Here is a 19,912-nt window from a genome sequence, read left to right as displayed (position 1 = left end):
CGGGCAGGGCCCGTCACTACGGTAAACTGGGGGCATGTCGCCTTCTCGAGCCAAGACATCCACCCCGCTGATCGATGCCCAGGTGCACGTGGAGGGGTTCGTACAGGTGCGTGAGGCGCGCCGCTCGGAGCTGGTCGAAGACTACGTGGAGCTGATCGCGGACCTGATCGCCGATGGCCGCGAGGCACGCCAGGTGGACATCGCCACCCGCCTGGGCGTTGCCCAGCCCACGGTGGCCAAGGCGCTCAAGCGCCTGGTCAAGGAAGGCTGGGCGATCCAGCGGCCGTACCGGGGCGTGTTCCTGACCCCGGCCGGCGAGCAGCTGGCGGTGGAAATGCGCGCCCGCCACCAGACCGTGGAGCGTTTCCTGCTGGCGCTGGGCGTGGATGCCGATTCGGCCCGACGCGATGCCGAAGGGATCGAACACCATGTCAGCGAGGCCACCCTGGCGGCCTTCGACGCATTCCTGCGCAAGGCCGACGGCCGTGGTTGAGCGCCTGCCGCCGCCTCCGCCGCTGGGCGTGCCGGTGCACGACCAGGACGAATACTGGATGCAGCACGCATTGGGCCTGGCTGCACGCGCCGAGCGCGAGTTCAACGAGATCCCGGTCGGTGCGGTGCTGGTGGGTTCCGATGGCACGCTGCTGGGTGAAGGCTGGAACCTCAACATCGCCGACCACGACCCCAGCGCCCACGCCGAGATCGTGGCGATGCGCCAGGCGGGCAGGGCACTGGCCAACCATCGCCTGCTGGGCAGCACCCTGTACGTGACGCTGGAGCCGTGCGCGATGTGCGCGATGGCAGTGGTGCATGCGCGGGTGGCGCGGCTGGTGTATGCGGCCACCGATCCCAAGACCGGGGCCTGCGGCAGCGTGTTCGACCTGCTCGGCGATGCGCGCCACAACCACCGCGTGGAACTGCACGGCGGGGTGCTCGCCAAGGAAGCCAGCACGCGGCTGACCAATTATTTCCGGGCCAAACGCGGCAAACCGCCGCTGCTGCTGGAATGATTTTACGGCAGGGCCACGCCGCGAAGGCGCTATCATGTCGCATTACACTCTGCACAAGGGCATGACATGGCGGACAACGGCGCCGAAGGCGAACGACTGATCTGGATCGACCTGGAAATGACCGGTCTGGATACCGACAACGATTCGATCATCGAGATCGCCACCGTCGTCACCGATGCGCAGTTGAACGTGCTGGCCGAGGGCCCGGAGTTCGCCATCCACCACCCGGTGGAGCGCCTGGAAGCCATGGACGAATGGAACCGCAACCAGCACCGCCGTTCCGGGCTGTGGCAGCGCGTGGTCGACAGCCAGGTGACCCTGGCGCAGGCCGAAGCGCAGACGGTGAATTTCCTGGCGCAGTGGATCAAGGCCGGCGCCTCGCCGATGTGCGGCAACTCGATCTGCCAGGACCGCCGTTTCCTGCACCGTGAAATGCCGCGCCTGGAGAAGTACTTCCACTACCGCAACCTGGACGTGTCCACGGTGAAGGAGCTGGCCCGGCGCTGGGCACCGACGGTGGCCGCCGGCGTGGGCAAGACCTCCAGCCATACGGCGCTGAGCGACGTGCATGATTCCATCGCCGAACTGCGCCATTACCGGCAGTTCATGGGAGCGCTGTCCGGCCTGCCGGTCGCCTGACCTCCTGAACGTTTCACGTCCCCGTGGTCCGGCCAACGGCCGGGGCTGCCGTCGTGCTTCATTCAATCTGCGGGCGGTATGATCCGGGCATGAGCCATATTGTCCGTATCGTACCGCCGCCGCTGGAAGCACAGATCCTGCCGACCTCGCAGGACTGGGCTGACCTGCAGCGGGCGGTGGGCCTGCTGGAATCGCCCACGCTCACCGCCAAGATGGCCAACCTGATCGGTTCGCCGCTGGAGTTCGCGGTCAAGAAGCTGCCGCAGTCGGTGTCGCGGCGCATCCACGGGGCGGTCGAGGCGGCGCTGTTCAAGTCGGCGCAGGCGGCGTTGTGGAGCATGGACAACACCCCGGGCAAGGCCGCATCCACGCGCTGGCACAAGCTGGCGGCCGCCACCACTGGTGCGCTGGGCGGCGCGTTCGGCTTCACCGCGCTGTTCCTCGAGCTGCCGGTGTCGACCACGATCATGATGCGCTCGGTCGCCGACGTCGCGCGCAGCGAGGGGTTCGACCTGAGCGAGATGGGCACCCGCCACGCCTGCCTGGAAGTGTTCGCGCTGGGCGGCAACTCCGGCCAGGACGACGCCAGCGAGACCGGCTACTACATCACCCGTGGTTTCACCGCCGAAGTGATGCGCCACCTGTCGGCCGAGCTGGCCGGCGCTGCGGTGGGCGGCGGTGGCGTGATGATCGGCCTGACCCCGAAGGAAGCCGGCAAGTGGCTGGCCAAGATCGTTGAAAAGGTCGCCGCCCGCTTTGGCGTGGTGGTCACCGAGAAGTTTGCCGCCCAGGCGGTGCCGATCATCGGCGCCGTAGCCGGTGCCACGCTGAATACCATGTTCACCGACTACTACCAGGACATGGCCCGCGGCCACTTCATCGTCCGCCGGCTGGAAAGGCAGTACGGCTACGAAACCGTGCGCGCCGCCTACAACCAGCTCGCAGGCGAAACCCCGTAGCGACACGCCATGCGTGTCCCAGGCGGTCCTGGCGTTCGATCATTGCACCCACGGCACAACTGTTTTGCCGCCATGGCGCTTTTTGCCGCGTTGGGTCGTCCCCATCCTTGGGCCAGTCGTTTACCAAGGACCTCCCCCATGCTGTTTACCCCCTACCGCCTCGGCCCGCTGACCCTGCCCAACCGCATCGTCATGCCGCCGATGACCCGCTCCCGCGCGGCCAGCGGCAACGTCGCCACCCCGCTGATGGCCCAGTACTACGCCCAGCGCGCCTCGGCCGGCCTGATCGTCAGCGAGGGCACCCAGATCAGCCCGCAGGGGCAGGGCTACGCCTGGACCCCCGGCATCCACGATGACGCCCAGGTCGCCGGCTGGCGCGGCGTGACCGATGCCGTGCACGCCGCCGGTGGCCGCATCTTCGCCCAGCTCTGGCACGTGGGCCGCGTCTCGCACGTGGACCTGCAGCCCAACGGCGCCGCACCGGTTTCGTCATCGGCCCTGCAGGCCGAAGGCGTCAAGGTCTTTGTCGACGTCGCCGGCACCGGCCCACAGGGCGGGGTAGGCGAGATGGTCCAGCACTCCATGCCGCGCGCCCTGGACATCAGCGAAATCCCGCAGATCGTGCGCGACTACGCGCTGGCCGCCCGCCGCGCCATCGACGCCGGCTTCGACGGCGTTGAACTGCATGGCGCCAACGGGTACCTGATCAACCAGTTCATCGATTCGCAGGCCAACCAGCGCACCGACGGCTACGGTGGTTCGCTGCAGAACCGCCTGCGTTTCCTGCGCGAAGTGGCCGAAGCGGTCGCCGCCGAAGTAGGCGCTGACCGGCTCGGCGTGCGCCTGGCCCCGCTGACCACCCTGCAGGGCGCCGTGGACGACACCCCGCAGGCCACCTACCTGGCCGCCGCGCACATCCTGGACAGCATCGGCGTGGCCTACCTGCACATCGCCGAAGCGGACTGGGAGGACGCGCCGGTGATGCCGGTGGCGTTCAAGGAAGCGCTGCGGATGATCTATCGCGGCACCTTGATCTATGCCGGCAAGTACACCGTCGAGCGCGCCGAAGAAGCGCTGGCCAAGGGCTGGGCCGACCTGATCGGCTTCGGCCGTCCGTTCATTGCCAACCCCGACCTGCCGCTGCGCCTGCAGCACGGCCTGGAGTTGAACGCGCCGGACAAGGCAACGTTCTTCGGCGGCGCCGAAGCCGGTTTCACCGATTACCCCAGCGCCGAAACAATCGAAGCGTAGTGACACGCCACGCGTGTCAACGCGGAGCCTGAACACAAAAAACCCCGCCGAAGCGGGGTTTTTCGTTATCAGCCCTTGGCCTTGAGCTTGGCCAGCCGCAGCCAGGTATCGACCACGGTGTCCGGGTTCAGCGACACCGACTCGATCCCTTCCTGCATCAGCCATTCGGCCAGGTCCGGATGATCGGACGGGCCCTGGCCGCAGATGCCCACGTACTTGCCCTTGGCGCGTGCCGACTTGATCGCCATCGACAGCAGCTTCTTCACCGCCGGGTTACGTTCGTCGAACAGGTGCGCCACGATCGACGAATCGCGGTCCAGGCCCAGCGTCAGCTGGGTCAGATCGTTCGAACCGATCGAGAAGCCGTCGAAGATCTCCAGGAACTCATCGGCGAGCAGCGCGTTGGACGGCACCTCGCACATCATGATGATCTTCAGGCCGTTCTCGCCCTGCTTCAGGCCGTTCTGTTCCAGCACCTCGACGACCTTGCGGCCTTCTTCCAGCGTGCGCACGAACGGAATCATGACCCACAGGTTGTCCAGGCCCATCTCGTTGCGCACGCGCAGCACGGCCTTGCACTCCAGCGCGAAGGCGGCCGAGAAGCTCGGGTCGACATAGCGGCTGGCGCCGCGGAAGCCGATCATCGGGTTCTCTTCGTGCGGCTCGTAGCCGCTGCCGCCGATCAGGTTGGCGTACTCGTTGGACTTGAAGTCCGACAGGCGCACGATCACCGGGTTCGGCGCCACCGACGCGGTCAGCGTGGCAATGCCTTCGGCCAGGCGGTTGACGTAGAAGCTGACCGGATCGGCGTAACCGGCGATCTTCTCGTCGATCTTCTTCTTCGTGGCCGCATCCTGGCGGTCGTATTCCAGCAGCGCGTTGGGATGGATGCCGATGTGGCTGGCAATGATCATCTCCAGGCGGGCCAGGCCGATGCCGGCGTTCGGCAGCTGGCCGAAGTCGAAGGCACGTTCCGGGTTGGCCACGTTCATCATGATCTTCAGCGGCGCCGGCGGCATGTTGCCCAGGTCCGTGGTGGTGCGCTCGAAGTCCAGCTTGCCTTCATAGATGAAGCCGGTGTCGCCCTCGGCGCAGCTGACCGTCACTTCCTGGCCATCCTGCAGCACCTGGGTGGCGTTGCCCGAGCCGACCACGGCCGGAACGCCCAGCTCACGCGCGATGATCGCCGCGTGGCAGGTACGGCCACCGCGGTTGGTGACGATCGCCGAAGCGCGCTTCATCACCGGCTCCCAATCGGGGTCGGTCATGTCGGCGATCAGCACGTCGCCCGGCTGCACGCGCGCCATGTCCTCCAGCGACTTGACCACGCGGGCCACGCCGGCACCGATCTTGGCGCCCACCGCGCGGCCTTCGGCCAGCACCTTGCCATCCTTCTGGTTCAGCGCGAAACGCTCGATCTGGGTGGCATGGCCACGCGACTTCACCGTTTCCGGGCGCGCCTGCACGATGAACAGCTTGCCGCTCACTCCGTCCTTGGCCCACTCGATATCCATCGGGCGGCCGTAATGCTTTTCGATGATCAGCGCCTGCTTCGACAGCTCCTGCACGTCCTCGTCGCTGATCGAGAAGGTATTGCGGATCTCCACCGGGGTGTCTTCGATGCGCACGCGCTCACCGGGCACGTCCGAATACACCATGCGGATCGCCTTGCTGCCCAGCGAGCGGCGCAGGATGGCCGGCTTGCCCGCATTGAGCGTGGGCTTGTAGACGTAGAACTCGTCGGGGTTGACCGCACCCTGCACGACCATTTCGCCCAGGCCGAAGCTGGAGGTCACGAAGACCACGTCGCGGAAGCCCGATTCGGTGTCCAGGGTGAACAGCACGCCGGACGAGCCCACGCCCGAGCGCACCATCAGCTGCACGCCGGAAGAGAGGAACACGTCTTCGTGCTTGAAGCCGTGGTGCACGCGGTAGGCGATGGCACGGTCGTTGTACAGCGAGGCGAACACTTCCTTGACCTTGTGCACGACATCGTCGGCACCGGTGACGTTGAGGAAGGTTTCCTGCTGGCCGGCGAAGGAGGCATCGGGCAGGTCTTCGGCGGTAGCCGAGGAGCGCACCGCCACGGCCACGTCGCCGCCGCCGTTTTCGTCGCACAGCTGCCTGTAGGCGCTGCGGATGTCCTGGTCCAGCTGCGGCTGCAGCGGCGCGTCGATCACCCAGCCGCGGATTTCCTTGCCGGCCGCGGTGAGCGCGGCGACATCTTCCACGTCCAGCGTGGCCAGCTTGTCGAAAATGCGCTTGGACAGATCGTTGTGCGCGATGAAGTCCTTGAAGGCTTCAGCGGTGGTTGCGTAACCGCCGGGGACGGATACCCCCAGACCGGCAAGATTGCCGATCATTTCGCCCAGCGACGAATTCTTGCCGCCTACGCGGGCCAGGTCGGCCAGGCGCAGTTCGTGCAACCACAGGATATTCTCGTTCAAGCGCGATGCTCCGTTTGGCCATCGCCCGAGGCGGGCTTGGATGGCCACGTCCGTAGGAAGAAGCCGATATGATGCCGGGCATACCGCCGTCGGCACAAGCTTGTATCGTCGGCCTTTTTAAGCTTCAGAGGGGGTAAATGGCGCATGTCGACGATCCGTCCGGTGTTTTACGTATCCGATGGAACCGGTATCACCGCTGAAACCATTGGGCATAGCCTCCTGACCCAGTTCTCCGGGTTCAGCTTCATCACCGATCGAATGTCGTTCATCGACGATCCGGAAAAGGCCCGCGAAGCCTGTGAACGGATCCGCGCGGCGGGGGAGCGCTACCAGGTCCGGCCGATCGTGGTCAGTTCCTGCGTGGACAGCGGGCTGAGCATGATCCTGGCCGAGAGCGGGGGGCTGATGCTCGACGTGTTCGCCCCCTTCATCGAGCCGCTGGAGCGCGAACTGGCCGTGAACCGCCATTCCCGGGTGGGCCAGGCGCACGGCATGGTGGACTTCGAGACCTACCACCGCCGCATCAACGCGATGAACTTCGCGCTGACCCACGACGACGGCATCGCCATCAACTACGACGATGCCGACGTGATCCTGGTGGCGGTGTCGCGGGCCGGCAAGACCCCGACCTGCATCTACCTGGCCCTGCATTACGGGGTGCGTGCGGCCAACTACCCGCTGACCGACGAGGACCTGGAGCAGGACCGCCTGCCGGCCCGCCTGCGGCCCTACCGCAAGAAGCTGTTCGGGCTGACCATCGACCCGGACCGGCTGCAGCAGATCCGCCAGGAGCGCCGCCCGAACTCGCGCTACGCCAACCTGGAGACCTGCCGGCGCGAGGTCGCTGCGGCCGAGACCATGTTCCGGATGGAGCGCATTCCCACCCTGAGCACCACCCATACCTCGATCGAGGAGATCTCGAGCAAGGTATTGACCACGCTGGGGCTGCAGCGCGAGCTGTATTAACGGAAGGCGTCACGACCAACGGTCGTGACCTACCGGCGCAGCGGGCGCGTCCCCACGTTTGATTCTTCAACGTGTAGGATCGAGACATGGCCCAGGCATCACCCCGCATCGAACGCATTCCCAGGCTCAGCCGCCTGAGCTGGCTGATGGGCCTGTATGCCGAGAATTACCGCCACCTGGTGCGGCTGTTCGAGCCGGCCGGGCTGGAACCGGGCAGCTACGTGTCCTCGGTGGGGGATGGCCTGGATGTGCGGCTTGATGTCATCGAATGCCATCCCTACACGGTCGAACTGCGCCTGACCTACGACTTCGCCGACCCGGTGACGGGCCAGCCCGACCCGTCGGCCTATGTGCGCCTGTACCGCGATGCGCGCCAGGCCGAGACCACCCATTGCTACGTGGGCCGTCGCTGGCAGGACGTGGTGGGCATGTACCCGCCGCCGGCCGAGCTGATCAGCCACCGCATGCGCATGAACACCTTCCTGGGCAAGTGGCTGGAATACCTGGCCGAGCGCGGCCATGGCGTGGCCACCCTGCGCCGCGACCACGACGCGCTGCCGGCCCCGGCCGACACCCGCCGCGCCCAGGTGGCCGGCTGAGCGACCGGCCCGGCGCGGATCGCGCATAATCGGCGACTGTGTCCTGCGAGCCGTTGCCTCCATGCCCTATACCCCGATCGTGGCCACGCTGGGCTACGTGCTGTCGCCCGATGGCCGCCAGGCCCTGATGATCCACCGCAACGCACGGCCGGGTGACCAGCACCTGGGCAAGTACAACGGACTGGGCGGCAAGGTCGAGCGCGACGAGGACGTGGCCGCCGGCATGCGCCGGGAGATCCTCGAGGAGGCCGGGATCGAGTGCGGCACCATGCGGATGCGCGGCACGATCAGCTGGCCGGGGTTCGGCAAGCACGGCGAAGACTGGTTCGGCTTCGTGTTCGTCATCGACGACTTTACCGGCACGCCCCTGACCTCGAACCCGGAAGGCACCCTGGAGTGGGTGGACGTGGACAAGCTGGAGACCCTGCCATTATGGGAAGGCGACCGCCAGTTCCTGCCGCTGGTGTTCGACGAGGACCCGCGCCCGTTCCATGGGGTGATGCCGTACCGCGACGGCACGATGCAGTCCTGGTCGTTCACCCGGCTGTGACGATAGGCGCGGCTTATCCACAGGGGGTGTGGATGACCGGTGCGTAAGTTTGTGGATAACGCGCGGCGGCGACCAGCCCCCATGGCTGTCAAGATGGGTGGCTAAAAATTCGCCGCTGGTCAGCATCGCGTGAGTACGATGCGAAGGTCGGCAACCGTGAAGGCTGTCGCGGTTCGGCCCGGTCGCGGTACTCTTTCGGCATTGCCGCCCACCGAGCTTCCATGAAACGTCACTTCACGATGCTGCGCGAGTTCCACCTGGCCGACTGGTTCACCCTGGCCAACGCGTTCTGCGGTACCGGTGCGGTGTTTGCGGCCATGCGCTACCTGCAGGACGGCGAGCGCAGCTACCTGCTGTTCGGCATGGCGCTGATCCCACTGGCCTTCATCTTCGATGCGCTGGACGGGCGGATCGCGCGCTGGCGCAAGTCCAGCTCGACCCTGGGCCGCGAGCTGGACTCGCTCTCGGACGTGATCTCCTTCGGCGTGGCGCCGGCCGCGCTGGCCTATGCCTGTGGCATGCAGGGCGGCTGGGACTGGCTGGTCCTGAGCTACTTCGTCTGCTGCGGGGTGAGCCGCCTGGCCCGCTACAACGTGACCGCCGAAGCGCTGGCCGGCGATGGCGACAAGGTGCCGTACTTCGAGGGCACGCCCATTCCGACCAGCCTGGCGCTGGTGGTGGTGCTGGCCGTTGCCGCCAGCATGGGCGCGATCGGCCATGACCTGTGGCTCGGCCGCTGGCAGCTCGGGCCGTGGCAGCTGCACCCGCTGGTGCTGCTGTTCGCGCTGTCAGGGTCGCTGATGATCAGCAAGACCCTGCGCATTCCCAAGCCATGAGTACCGCCGGCGGCGGCCACGACGCAGGCGACTTCGAGGCGCTGGCCCGGCAGTACTTCAGCGCCTGGGGCGATGCGCTGCGGCACGCCGCGGTCCCCCCCGGGGGCGACACCACCGGCGCCGCGCCGGGCACCTGGCAGCAGACCATCGAGGGCTGGGCGCAGCTGATGTCCAACCCGGGCAACCGCCAGTCCGAGGATGCCGTGCACCGGTTCCGCGAGCAGGCCGGCGGCTGGTACGGCACCATGCAGCAGGTGGCCGCGCGTTTCGCCGGCCAGGACAGCAGCAGTGCCGATATCGCCCAGGCGTGGCGCGAGGCGGTGGAGGGGCAGGGCGACGGCCTGCTCAAGTGGATGCTGCAGGGCGCACGCGGGCATACCCAGGCCGGTGGGCCGGATCTGCTGGCGCTGCTGGAACGGCTGCAGCAGGACCTCGGGCCGTGGTTGCAGAGCCCCGCGTTCGGGCCCGGTCGCGAACACCAGGCGCGCTGGCAGGCGCTGCTGCGCGCCCAGCAGGAGTACCAGGGCCACGCCCGTGACTACGTGGACCAGATCAAGCAGGCGCTGGACGACGCGTTCACCCTGTTCGAGCAGCGCCTTGCCGAGCATGAGCAGCCGGGCAACCAGCTGACCAGTGCACGCGCGATGTTCGACCTGTGGATCGAGGCGGCCGAGGAGGCCTACGGCAAAGTCGCGATGTCCGAACCGTTCCAGCAGGTCTACGCCGCGCTGGGCAACGCACAGATGCGCCTGCGCGGCGCAGCGCAGCAGGAAGTGGAGCGGATCAGCGAGGCGTTCGGTCTGCCGACCCGCACCGAGATGGATGCCGCGCATCGGCGCATCACCGAACTGGAACGGCTGGTGCGGCGCATGGCGGCGGCAACCAAGCGCTCGCCGTCGCCCGCTGCCGGCACGCCGGCAAAGAAGCCTGCGAAAAAGCCCGCGAAGAAGGCCGCGCCCAAGCCGCGTGCGCGCAAGGCAGCCCCATGAAAGGACCGCTGGGTTTCAATGCCGAAGACCTGCTGCAGGAAACGCTGTCCATGCAGCGCAAGCTGATGGATGGCCTGAAGCTGCTGCCGTCGGTGGAGGACGTGGATTACGGCGCCACCGCGCGCGAGGAAGTCTGGCGCGACGGCAAGGTCACGCTGTACCGCTTCGTCGGTGAGCAGGCGCCGGTGCAGCGCCCCCCGCTGCTGATCGTGTACGCGCTGGTCAATCGGCCCTACATGGTCGACCTGCAGGCCGACCGGTCGCTGGTCCAGCGCCTGCTGGCGCTGGGACACGACGTGTACGTGCTGGACTGGGGCTACCCGGACCGCTCCGAGCGCTACCAGACCCTGGAAGACTACCTGCTGCGCTATGTCGAGGGCGCCGTCGACCACCTGGTCGCCGCCAACGACGGCGCACCGGTCAACATGCTGGGCGTCTGCCAGGGCGGCGTGTTCGCGCTGTGCTACGCCGCGCTGCGCCAGCCGAAACTGGCCAACCTGATCACCATGGTGACCCCGGTGGATTTCCATACCCCGGACAACATGCTTTCGCACTGGGCGCGGCAGGTGGACGTGGACCTGCTGGTGGACACGCTGGGCAACATCCCGGCCGACCTGATGAACGCCAGTTACCTGATGCTCAAGCCGTTCCGGCTCAATATCCAGAAGTACGTGGGGTTGCTGGACATCCTCGATGACAAGGCCGCACTGCAGGACTTCCTGCGCATGGAGAAGTGGATCTTCGATTCGCCCGACCTGGCCGGTGAGGCCTTCCGTGACTTCATCAAGCAGTTCTACCAGGGCAACGGCCTGATGCGTGACGGGGTGACGATCGGCGAGGAGCATGTCGACCTGCGCCAGGTCACCCTGCCGGTGTTGAACATCTACGCCGAGCAGGATCACCTGGTGCCGCCGGATGCCTCGCGCGCGATGGGCGCGCGGATCGGCAGCACCGACTACACCGAAAGCAGCTTCCGCGGCGGCCATATCGGCATCTACGTCTCCGGCCGCGCCCAGCGCGAAGTGCCGGGGACCATTTCGGCCTGGCTGGCGGAGCGCAGCTGATGGACATCCGAAAGAGCGCGTTGCTGGCCATCCTGCTGGCCGCCACCGCCGGCAGCGCGTCGGCAGCGCCCAGCGAGGCGGCCCGCCGCGAGATTGGCGCCCTGATCGGTGCGCTGGACGGCTCGTCCTGCCGCTTCCAGCGCAACGGCAGCTGGCACGATGCCGCCGAGGCGCGTGCGCACCTGCAGCGCAAGTACGATTACCTGCTGAAAAAAGACAAAGTGGATACCGCCGAGCAGTTCATCGAGCGGGCCGCCAGCCAGAGCAGCATCAGCGGCAAGTCGTATCGGATTGCCTGCCCGGGCCAGCCCGAGCAGACCGCGGCGGCGTGGTTCGGCGCGCGCCTGCAGGCGCTGCGCCAGCCGCGCTGAACCGGGGCGGCCCGCCGCTCCATTCAAAACGCATCGGCTACACACCCGCTGCGCTACCGTTCCCCCATTACCGTTGGAGGACCTCGCCATGAACACCACCGCCCCCCGCACGCTGTCGCGTTCGCTCAACGACCGCATGATTGCCGGGGTGATGGGCGGCATCGCCCACCGTTTCGGCTGGAGCCCGACCCTGCTGCGCGTCCTGTTCGTGCTGGTGTCGCTGGCGTCGGCGGCGTTCCCGGGCATCCTGGTGTACCTGGTGCTGTGGCTGCTGATCCCCAACGAGGCCGATTGAGCCTGCCGCCACCGGCGCTGCGCGCGCTGCAGGGGCTGGGTGCGGTCTGGACCGCGCCCAACACCCTGATCGGCGTGCTGGGCGGGCTGGCCGGCATGCTGGCCGGCGCGCGCCCGTACTGGAGCCGGCGCGACTGTGCGCTGGTGTTCCGTGAGTACCCGTGGGGGCCGGGCGGGGCGATCACCTTGGGCAACGTGATCCTGCACACCGGTGCCAGCCTGGAGATCCCCTGCCGCACCTATGCGCACCAGGCCGGACACTGCACCGAGCCCGTGATCGGCCTGCATGACCACGAACGCGCGCATGTCTACCAGTACCTGGTGCTGGGGCCGTTCTACCTGCCGGTTTACCTGCTGTGCGGTGGGGTGAGCGCGCGGAACCCGTTCGAGCGGGCGGCGGATCTGTACGCGCTGCACGGTCACGGTTGGTGGCCGTTAAAAAAACGGTAAGCAATGCGCCGGTAACGCGACGTCATCTGCATGCAAACAAACGTCATTAGCCTCCTGACACACCAGTCAGGTTGGGCGCGCTAAGCTGTGCCGGCAGTACCTGCATGACGTTTCTGGAGGAACACATCACATGGCAATCGTTCTTTATGTCGGTGGTAGCAAGGATGGCGACAAGGGCCTGGTGCCCCACGGCTTCACCAAATCACGTGCCGATACCGACATCGGCCCTGAGATCTACACCGAGCGCTTCATGGAACTGCAGGGCCTGGGCAGGGTCCGGGTGATGGCCCTGGAGTCGTTGCAGGATGAGGCGGTCAGGGTCCGCGCAGCCCAGCATTACCGGTAGATGCCGACCGCTGGTCGGCATGGGCATTTTTCGGGAATGTCAACGGGTTTCCCCCGCCGCCCGGCGTTGCCACAATCGGTGTTTTCCGCATAGTGGCTTCGGCCGGACGCAATGCCAGACCTCAAGCTCGCCCAGCAGATCGCCCAGACCATCGCCGATGAAATCGGTGCCCAGCCTGCCCAGGCGCACGCCGCCATCGCCCTGCTCGACGAAGGTGCCAGCGTTCCGTTCATCGCCCGCTACCGCAAGGAAGTCACCGGCGGCCTGGACGACACCCAGCTGCGCAACCTGGAAAGCCGGCTGACCTACCTGCGTGAGCTGGAAGAGCGCCGCGCGGCGGTGCTGGCCAGCATCGATGAACAGGGCAAGCTCAGCGACGAACTGCGCAACGACATCCTCGGCGCGGACACCAAGTCGCGCCTGGAGGATCTGTACCTGCCGTACAAGCCCAAGCGCCGCACCCGCGCGCAGATCGCCCGCGAAGCCGGGCTGGAACCGCTCGCCGACGGCCTGCTGGCCGACCCGGGCCTGGATCCGCAGGTGTTCGCGGCCGGTTTCGTCGACGCCGACAAGGGCGTGGCCGACCCCAAGGCCGCGCTGGAAGGCGCGCGCGCGATCCTGATGGAGCGCTGGGGCGAAGACGCCGCGCTGGTCGGTGAGCTGCGCGCCTGGCTGGGCGAGCACGGCGTGATCCGTGCGCGCGTGGCCGAAGGCAAGGAAGAGCAGGGCGCCAAGTATCGCGACTACTTCGAGCACGCCGAGGGGCTGGCGAAGATTCCCTCGCACCGCCTGCTGGCGCTGTTCCGCGCACGCCGCGAGGACATCCTGTTCCTGGAACTGGACCCGGGCAGCGACGCCGAGGCCGGGCACGTGTATGCCGAAGGCCGCGTGGCGTTCAAGGCCGGCATCCGCGACGCCGGCCGCCCGGGCGACCGCTGGCTGCTCGACGCCTGCCGCCTGACCTGGCGCGCCAAGCTGCACATGCACCTGCTGCTGGACCTGTTCAACCAGGCCCGTGAAAAGGCCGAGGCCGAGGCCATCGCCGTGTTCGGTGACAACCTCAAGGACCTGCTGCTGGCGGCGCCGGCCGGTCCCAAGACCGTGCTCGGGCTGGACCCGGGCATCCGCACCGGCTGCAAGATCGCCGTGGTCGATGCCACCGGCAAGCTGGTGGCCACCGACACCATCTACCCCCACGAACCCCGCCGCCAGTGGGACCAATCGCTGCAGACCATCAAACAGCTGTGCATGAAGCACAACGTGGAACTGATCGCGATCGGCAACGGCACCGCCAGCCGCGAAACCGACAAGCTCGCCGGTGAAGTGATCCAGGCGCTGGGCGAAGCCAAGCTGCAGAAGATCGTGGTCAGCGAAGCCGGCGCCTCGGTGTATTCGGCGTCGGAGTTCGCGGCGAAGGAATTCCCGGACCTGGACGTGTCGATCCGTGGCGCGGTCTCCATCGCCCGCCGCCTGCAGGATCCACTGGCCGAGCTGGTCAAGATCGAACCCAAGGCGATTGGCGTGGGCCAGTACCAGCACGACGTGGACCAGTACCGGCTGGCGCGCGCGCTGGATGCGCGCGTGGAAGACTGCGTCAACGCGGTCGGCGTGCACGTCAACACCGCTTCTGCCGCGCTGCTGTCGCGGGTGTCGGGGTTGTCCTCGACCGTGGCCGAGAACATCGTGCGCCACCGCGACGAAAACGGTCCGTTCAAGCGCCGCAAGGACCTGCTCAAGGTGCCGCGCCTGGGCGACAAGACCTTTGAACAGTGTGCCGGCTTCCTGCGCATTGCCGACGGCGACCAGCCGCTGGATGCGTCCTCGGTGCACCCGGAAGCGTACCCGGTGGTGGAGCGGATCGTGGCCGCCACCGCGCGCCCGATCAAGGCGCTGATCGGTGATGGCAGCTTCCTGCGCGGCCTGAAGGCCGAACAGTTCACCGACGACACCTTCGGCGTGCCGACCGTGCGCGACATCCTCAAGGAACTGGAGAAGCCCGGCCGCGACCCGCGCCCGGAGTTCAAGGCCGCGCGCTTTGCCGAGGGGGTGGAAGAGATCAAGGACCTCAAGCCTGGCATGGTGCTGGAAGGCGTGGTCAGCAACGTCGCCGCGTTCGGCGCGTTCGTGGACATCGGCGTGCACCAGGACGGCCTGATCCACATTTCGGCCCTGTCCGACACCTATGTCAAAGACCCGCGCGACGTGGTCAAGGCCGGCGACATCGTCAAGGTGAAGGTGCTGGAGGTCGATGTGGCCCGCAAGCGCATCGCGCTGACCCGGCGCCTGGACGATACCCCGGCCCCGGCCAAGGCGCCCGGCGAACGCGATGCGCGCCCGGCCGGCGGCGGTCGGCGTGACGGCGGTGGTGCGCGGCCTGGCGGTCGTGGCCCGGCCCCCGGGCCGCGCCCGGGCAGCGGTGCGCCGCCGGCCAACAACGCCCTGGCCGACGCTTTCGCGCGGGCCAAGCGCGGCGGCTGAGCCCCGCCCCGCGTGGGCGTGACGAGGGCTTGATCCCGTTTCCCGTTGAATGCCGGTACGCTAGGCGGGGAGCGGGAGGCCAGATGACAGATCAGCACGCGGGATACTGCGGTCCAGGCCGGTGTGATGGCGCCACCCCTGGCGCCGTCGGCGTGCGCGCATGAAACCCATGCCGCCGCCGGCCGACGCACTGCAGGAGGCAATCGAACAGCGCCGCCGGCTGGAAATGATCATCGACGGCACCGCGATGGGTACCTGGGAGTGGAACTGCCAGACCGGTGCCATGCGGGTCAACGAACGCTGGGCGCAGATCGTCGGCTACACCCGCGAGGAACTGGCGCCGATCACATCGCAGACCTTCTCCCGGCTGGTCCATCCCGATGACCTGGCGCAATCCAATGCGCTGCTGCGTGAGCACCTGGACGGACGGTCGCCGCACTACGACAGCCTGTGCCGCATGCGCCACAAGCAGGGACACTGGATCTGGGTACAGGACCGCGGGCGGGTCTACGAACGGGACGCCGAAGGCCGGCCACTGCGCATGGCCGGCGCGCATGCCGATGTCAGCGACCTGCAGAACGCACGCGAAGACGCGGCGGACACCCGCCAGCGCCTGCAGGCGGTGGTCGATGCGTCCGACGAGGTAGCGGTGATCGCCACCGACATCCATGGCGTGGTCACCCTGTTCAATACCGGTGCGCAGAAGCTGCTGGGCTACACGCCGGAAGAAGTGATCGGCCAGGTCAATCCGGGCCTGTTCCATGAGATCCATGAAATGCAGGATTACCTGCGGCCCCTGGCCGATGCCGAGGGGCGCCTGCCGACGGTGTTCGAAGCGCTTACCGCACACGCCGCGCAGGGCACCTGGTCGCACCAGTGGACCTTCGTGCGCAAGGACGGCGAGCACCGGCAGGTGCGGCTGTCGATCAGTCCGCTGGATTCGGGCAGCGGCCAGCGCATGGGCTACGTCGGCATGGCGGTGGACATCACCCCGCTGCTGGAAGTGCGCGAGCAGGCCCATCTGGCGGCGGAGAAATTCGCCGGTGCGTTCTCATCGGCCGCGCTCGGCATGGCACTGGTGTCGCTGGAAGGGCGCTGGCTGGACGTCAACGACGCGCTGTGCGGCATTCTCGGCTACACGCGCGCCGAGCTGCTGGAGATTGATTTCCAGACCCTGACCCATCCCGACGACCTGCATGCCGACCTGGCCCTGGTGGGTGACCTGCTGGCCGGTCGCCGCGACCACTACCACATGGAGAAGCGGTACCTGGGCAAGGGCGGCAACGTGGTCTGGGGCCGGCTGTCGGTATCGCTGGTGCGTGCGCCGCACGGCGAGCCACTGCATTTCGTCTCGCAGATCCAGGACGTCACCGTGCAGCGCTCCAGCGGCCAGCAGCTGCGCGAATCGGAGCACCGCACCCGGGTGACGCTCGATGCGGTCGCGGACATGGTGCTTACCCTGGATATGGCGGGGCACATCCAGTACGCCAATGCGGCCGCCACCCGCGCGCTCGCCGGCGAGGGCGCGGCGCCGGTCACCGGCAGCCAGGTCCAGGACGTGATGGAGCTGACCACCGAGTACGCCCCGCGCTCGCCGCTGGACCTGGCCGTGCTGCTGGACGCGGAAAGCAATGCGGTGGACCTGCATTCGGACCTGCTGCTGTCGGTGGGGGCCCAACTGCTGCCGGTGGACCTGACCCGGGCCTGGCTGCAGGGCGAGGACGGGCAGGTGAGTGGCGCGGTGTGGGTGATTCGTGACGTCACCCAGCAGCGTGCCCGCCAGCGCGAAGCCCGGCACCTGGCCGAGGTGGACCCATTGACCGAGCTGAGCAACCGGCGCGGCTTCGAAGCGCACCTGCAGGAGGCCATCACCCGGGTGGCCCGCACCGGGCAGTCGGCCTCGCTGATGTTCATCGACCTGGACAACTTCAAGCCGATCAATGACAGCCACGGCCACCTGGCGGGAGACGCCATGCTGTGGGCGGTCGCCACCGTGCTCCGGCATGGCGTGCGCGATTCGGACATCGTGGCACGGCTGGGCGGCGATGAATTCGCGGTGATCCTGGCTGGCTGCTCGCTCCGGCGCGCGCGGCGCATCGCCAGTGACCTGCTGGAATCGGTGCGCACGCTCAGCGTGCCATGGGGCGCGGGACGCCTGGTGGTCGGCACCAGCATCGGCATCGCCGCGATCGGTGGCCACATGAGCGTGGATGCGGCGGTCGCCGCAGCGGACGCCCAGTGCTACCGGGCCAAGGCGCTGGGCAAGAACAACGTTCAGGTCGAGGCGCCCGTGCACGGTGGCCCCGACCCCCTGGACGTAGGTGACGCCGAACTCGATGGCGAGAGCAGCGAAGGCGGCCCAGGCTGAACCTGCTCAGGGTTGACGTCCCAGTACCGTGCCCGATACCTCAAGCTTGATGGCCGAGGGTCGATACCTTCCTCGCAATCGGCCCCACCCCGCAGACGTCTTCGCAGGTCCCGAAGCCAACGTGATTCCGCGCCGCACAGCACCCGCGTCGCATCCCCATCAGCTGATCGGACATCGAGGATATGGAAATGTTCAGCTCAAGCATGCAGTTGCCCCTGTCGGGAGCGGACACGGCTTCCGCCCCCGCTTCGCGCTGGCGCCCGTTCGCCGCGCTGTTCAGCGCTCGCCGCGCGCTGCGCGACGACGCCCGGCAGGCCGCACAGCACCAGGCCGAGCTGGAAGCGCAGGTCGCCGCGCTGCACCGGGTCCAGGCGGTGATCGAGTTCGCGCTCGACGGCACCATCCTGACCGCCAATGCCAACTTCCTGCAGGCGCTCGGCTACTCGCTGGACGAGGTGCGCGGGAAGCACCATGCCCTGTTCGTCGACCCGGCCCAGGTCGCCACGCCGGCGTATCGCGAGTTCTGGGCGCGGCTCGGCCGCGGCGAGTACGACGCCGGCCAGTACCGCCGTTTCGGCAAGGGCGGGCGCGAGATCTGGATCCAGGCCTCGTACAACCCGGTGCTGGACCCGAACGGGCGCCCGTACAAGGTCGTCAAGTTCGCCACCGACATCACTGCCCAGATGATGCAGGCGGCCGATTTCGCCGGCCAGCTCGCGGCCATCAACAAGTCGCAGGCGGTGATCGAGTTCAGCCTCGATGGCCGCATCCTCGGCGCCAACGAGAATTTCCTGGCCACTACCGGCTATACGCTGGAGGAAGTGCGCGGCCAACACCATGCCATGTTCGTCGCCGCCGACTACCGCGGCAGCGACGAGTACCGCGCGTTCTGGGAGAAGATGGGGCGGGGCGAGTACGACGCCGGCCAGTACCGGCGCGTCGGCAAGGGCGGACGTGACATCTGGATCCAGGCGTCCTACAACCCCGTGCTGGACGTGGACGGCCGCCCGCTCAAGGTGGTCAAGTACGCCACCGACATCACCGCCCAGGTCCGCGACAGCCAGGCCATGCAGCAGGCGGTGGCGCAGACCCGCGAGGTGGTGGCCGCCGCGCAGGGGGGCGACCTTACCGGGCACATCGCCGTCGATGACAAGACCGGCCCCATCGCCGAACTGTGCTGCGGCATCAACGCGCTGGTCGAAGCGATGGCCGGCATCATCGGGCAGATCAAGTTTGCCGCCGACACCATTGCCCTCGGCGCCAGCGAAATCGCGGTCGGCAACGCCGACCTGTCCCAGCGCACCGAGCAGCAGGCCGCGTCGCTGGAAGAAACCGCGGTATCCATGAAGGACCTGGCCGATACCGTGCGGCGCACCGCCGACAATGCCCGCCAGGCCAGCGAACTGGCCAGTGGCGCGGTGGGCGTGGCGGCGCAGGGCGGGCAGGTGGTGCACGAGGTGGTGTCGACCATGGCGCTGATCAACGAGTCCTCGCGCCGCATCGTCGACATCATCGGCGTGATCGATGGCATTGCCTTCCAGACCAACATCCTGGCGTTGAACGCGGCGGTGGAAGCGGCCCGCGCGGGCGAACACGGGCGGGGATTCGCGGTCGTCGCGGCGGAAATCCGCTCGCTGTCGCAGCGTTCGGCCGGCGCGGCCAAGGAGATCAAGCAGCTGATCACCGACTCGGTGGACAAGGTCGGTACCGGCACCAGCCAGGTCGAGAGCGCCGGGCACACCATGGACGAGATCGTGGTCAACGTGCGGCGGGTCAGCGACCTGATGACCGAGATCAGCACGGCCACCCGCCAGCAGAGCGAGGGGATCACCCAGATGAACCGGGCGGTCGACCAGATCGACGAGGGCACCCAGCAGAACGCCGCGCTGGTCGAGGAGGCCTCCGCCGCGGCGCGCAGCATGGAAGAGCAGGCCAGCCAGCTGCTGCAGACCGTGGCGGCGTTCCGGGTGGATGCGGCGGTGGCCACGGCGCTGCGCCAGGGCGCACAGCCGGTACTGCGGCGGGTCTGAAACGCGGCGCCCTGCCAACGGCCGGATCCTTGGGGTCCGGCCGTTTTTCGTGGTGGCTGCCAGCGTCGTGGAACCACGCCAAGGCACCCCGGATGGTGGGTGCCGGGATTATGTCGGGAAGAAACTACGCAGTTTACGGGCGGGGCCGTTTTCCAGGCCCGGCAACAGGGTGCTGGACAGTCCCCACCGTCCAGGCACCCCATCGCGAGGCGGGCTCATTCTTACTGGCGCAGTTTCAGGATCGCTACGTAAAGTTCGCCAAATC

The 19,912-nt window shown here is 67.6% G+C and carries 19 protein-coding genes; 18 read left to right on the top strand and 1 reads right to left on the bottom strand.

From position 1 onward, the window contains the following. Nucleotides 1–34: 34 nt before the first annotated feature. The 5 genes from mntR to AC06E7_RS17070 all read left to right on the top strand — a co-directional run bounded on the left by mntR (nucleotide 35) and on the right by AC06E7_RS17070 (nucleotide 3,859). On the top strand, nucleotides 35–493 hold the full coding sequence (gene mntR / locus AC06E7_RS17090; RefSeq protein WP_095362687.1) for a manganese-binding transcriptional regulator MntR: 459 nt from the start codon (nucleotides 35–37) through the stop codon (nucleotides 491–493). Further along, nucleotides 486–1,010: a tRNA adenosine(34) deaminase TadA gene (tadA, locus tag AC06E7_RS17085; RefSeq protein WP_478065418.1), complete on the top strand. Its 525-nt coding sequence runs from the start codon at nucleotides 486–488 to the stop codon at nucleotides 1,008–1,010. The genes mntR and tadA overlap by 8 nt, the downstream gene beginning before the upstream one ends. Before the next feature lie 66 nt (nucleotides 1,011–1,076). Next, the gene (orn, locus tag AC06E7_RS17080) at nucleotides 1,077–1,649 is read left to right on the top strand and encodes an oligoribonuclease (RefSeq protein ID WP_093535972.1); all 573 of its coding nucleotides are present in this window, start codon (nucleotides 1,077–1,079) and stop codon (nucleotides 1,647–1,649) included. 89 nt (nucleotides 1,650–1,738) lie between these two features. Beyond that, nucleotides 1,739–2,608 (top strand): EcsC family protein, encoded by an 870-nt coding sequence (locus AC06E7_RS17075; RefSeq protein ID WP_478065417.1) that lies wholly within the window; start codon nucleotides 1,739–1,741, stop codon nucleotides 2,606–2,608. Nucleotides 2,609–2,746: 138 nt separating this feature from the next. After that, nucleotides 2,747–3,859 (top strand): alkene reductase, encoded by a 1,113-nt coding sequence (locus AC06E7_RS17070; RefSeq protein ID WP_217538673.1) that lies wholly within the window; start codon nucleotides 2,747–2,749, stop codon nucleotides 3,857–3,859. A 68-nt stretch (nucleotides 3,860–3,927) separates the two neighbouring features. Here AC06E7_RS17070 and ppsA read toward each other — a convergent pair whose 3' ends face one another. Next, the gene (gene ppsA / locus AC06E7_RS17065; RefSeq protein WP_095362685.1) at nucleotides 3,928–6,306 is read right to left on the bottom strand and encodes a phosphoenolpyruvate synthase; all 2,379 of its coding nucleotides are present in this window, start codon (nucleotides 6,304–6,306) and stop codon (nucleotides 3,928–3,930) included. 144 nt (nucleotides 6,307–6,450) lie between these two features. Between ppsA and ppsR the strand changes: the two genes are divergently transcribed. The 13 genes from ppsR to AC06E7_RS17000 all read left to right on the top strand — a co-directional run bounded on the left by ppsR (nucleotide 6,451) and on the right by AC06E7_RS17000 (nucleotide 19,647). Continuing rightward, nucleotides 6,451–7,272 (top strand): posphoenolpyruvate synthetase regulatory kinase/phosphorylase PpsR, encoded by an 822-nt coding sequence (ppsR, locus tag AC06E7_RS17060; protein ID WP_068852678.1) that lies wholly within the window; start codon nucleotides 6,451–6,453, stop codon nucleotides 7,270–7,272. A gap of 86 nt (nucleotides 7,273–7,358) precedes the next feature. Continuing rightward, the gene (locus tag AC06E7_RS17055) at nucleotides 7,359–7,871 is read left to right on the top strand and encodes a DUF1249 domain-containing protein (RefSeq protein WP_068852676.1); all 513 of its coding nucleotides are present in this window, start codon (nucleotides 7,359–7,361) and stop codon (nucleotides 7,869–7,871) included. 61 nt (nucleotides 7,872–7,932) lie between these two features. Further along, entirely contained in the window at nucleotides 7,933–8,421 is a 489-nt protein-coding gene (locus AC06E7_RS17050; RefSeq protein WP_249832643.1) for an NUDIX hydrolase, read from the top strand. Between the two features lie 221 nt (nucleotides 8,422–8,642). Beyond that, a complete protein-coding gene (locus AC06E7_RS17045) occupies nucleotides 8,643–9,257 on the top strand; it encodes a CDP-alcohol phosphatidyltransferase family protein (protein WP_068852670.1) in 615 nt (204 codons plus the stop codon). After that, the gene (gene phaE / locus AC06E7_RS17040; RefSeq protein WP_478065416.1) at nucleotides 9,254–10,246 is read left to right on the top strand and encodes a class III poly(R)-hydroxyalkanoic acid synthase subunit PhaE; all 993 of its coding nucleotides are present in this window, start codon (nucleotides 9,254–9,256) and stop codon (nucleotides 10,244–10,246) included. Before AC06E7_RS17045 ends, phaE begins: the two co-directional genes overlap by 4 nt. Next, entirely contained in the window at nucleotides 10,243–11,310 is a 1,068-nt protein-coding gene (gene phaC, locus AC06E7_RS17035; RefSeq protein ID WP_478065415.1) for a class III poly(R)-hydroxyalkanoic acid synthase subunit PhaC, read from the top strand. Before phaE ends, phaC begins: the two co-directional genes overlap by 4 nt. Then, entirely contained in the window at nucleotides 11,310–11,681 is a 372-nt protein-coding gene (locus tag AC06E7_RS17030) for a YfeK family protein (RefSeq protein ID WP_478065414.1), read from the top strand. Before phaC ends, AC06E7_RS17030 begins: the two co-directional genes overlap by 1 nt. Nucleotides 11,682–11,769: 88 nt before the next feature. Then, nucleotides 11,770–11,976, top strand: a complete 207-nt coding sequence (locus AC06E7_RS17025) for a PspC domain-containing protein (protein ID WP_068852656.1) — start codon at nucleotides 11,770–11,772, stop codon at nucleotides 11,974–11,976. After that, entirely contained in the window at nucleotides 11,973–12,425 is a 453-nt protein-coding gene (locus AC06E7_RS17020; RefSeq protein ID WP_083214167.1) for a hypothetical protein, read from the top strand. The genes AC06E7_RS17025 and AC06E7_RS17020 overlap by 4 nt, the downstream gene beginning before the upstream one ends. 130 nt (nucleotides 12,426–12,555) lie before the next feature. Next, a complete protein-coding gene (locus tag AC06E7_RS17015) occupies nucleotides 12,556–12,771 on the top strand; it encodes a hypothetical protein (RefSeq protein ID WP_095362682.1) in 216 nt (71 codons plus the stop codon). A gap of 111 nt (nucleotides 12,772–12,882) precedes the next feature. Then, nucleotides 12,883–15,249, top strand: a complete 2,367-nt coding sequence (locus tag AC06E7_RS17010) for a Tex family protein (protein ID WP_478065413.1) — start codon at nucleotides 12,883–12,885, stop codon at nucleotides 15,247–15,249. Between the two features lie 160 nt (nucleotides 15,250–15,409). Further along, nucleotides 15,410–17,617, top strand: a complete 2,208-nt coding sequence (locus AC06E7_RS17005; protein WP_478065412.1) for a PAS domain S-box protein — start codon at nucleotides 15,410–15,412, stop codon at nucleotides 17,615–17,617. 188 nt (nucleotides 17,618–17,805) lie between these two features. Continuing rightward, entirely contained in the window at nucleotides 17,806–19,647 is a 1,842-nt protein-coding gene (locus AC06E7_RS17000; RefSeq protein WP_478065411.1) for a methyl-accepting chemotaxis protein, read from the top strand. Nucleotides 19,648–19,912 lie beyond the last annotated feature (265 nt).

It is taken from the genome of Stenotrophomonas sp. Steno-Z4 (assembly GCF_056393145.1).
This window is presented reverse-complemented; position numbering and strand designations above follow the sequence as displayed.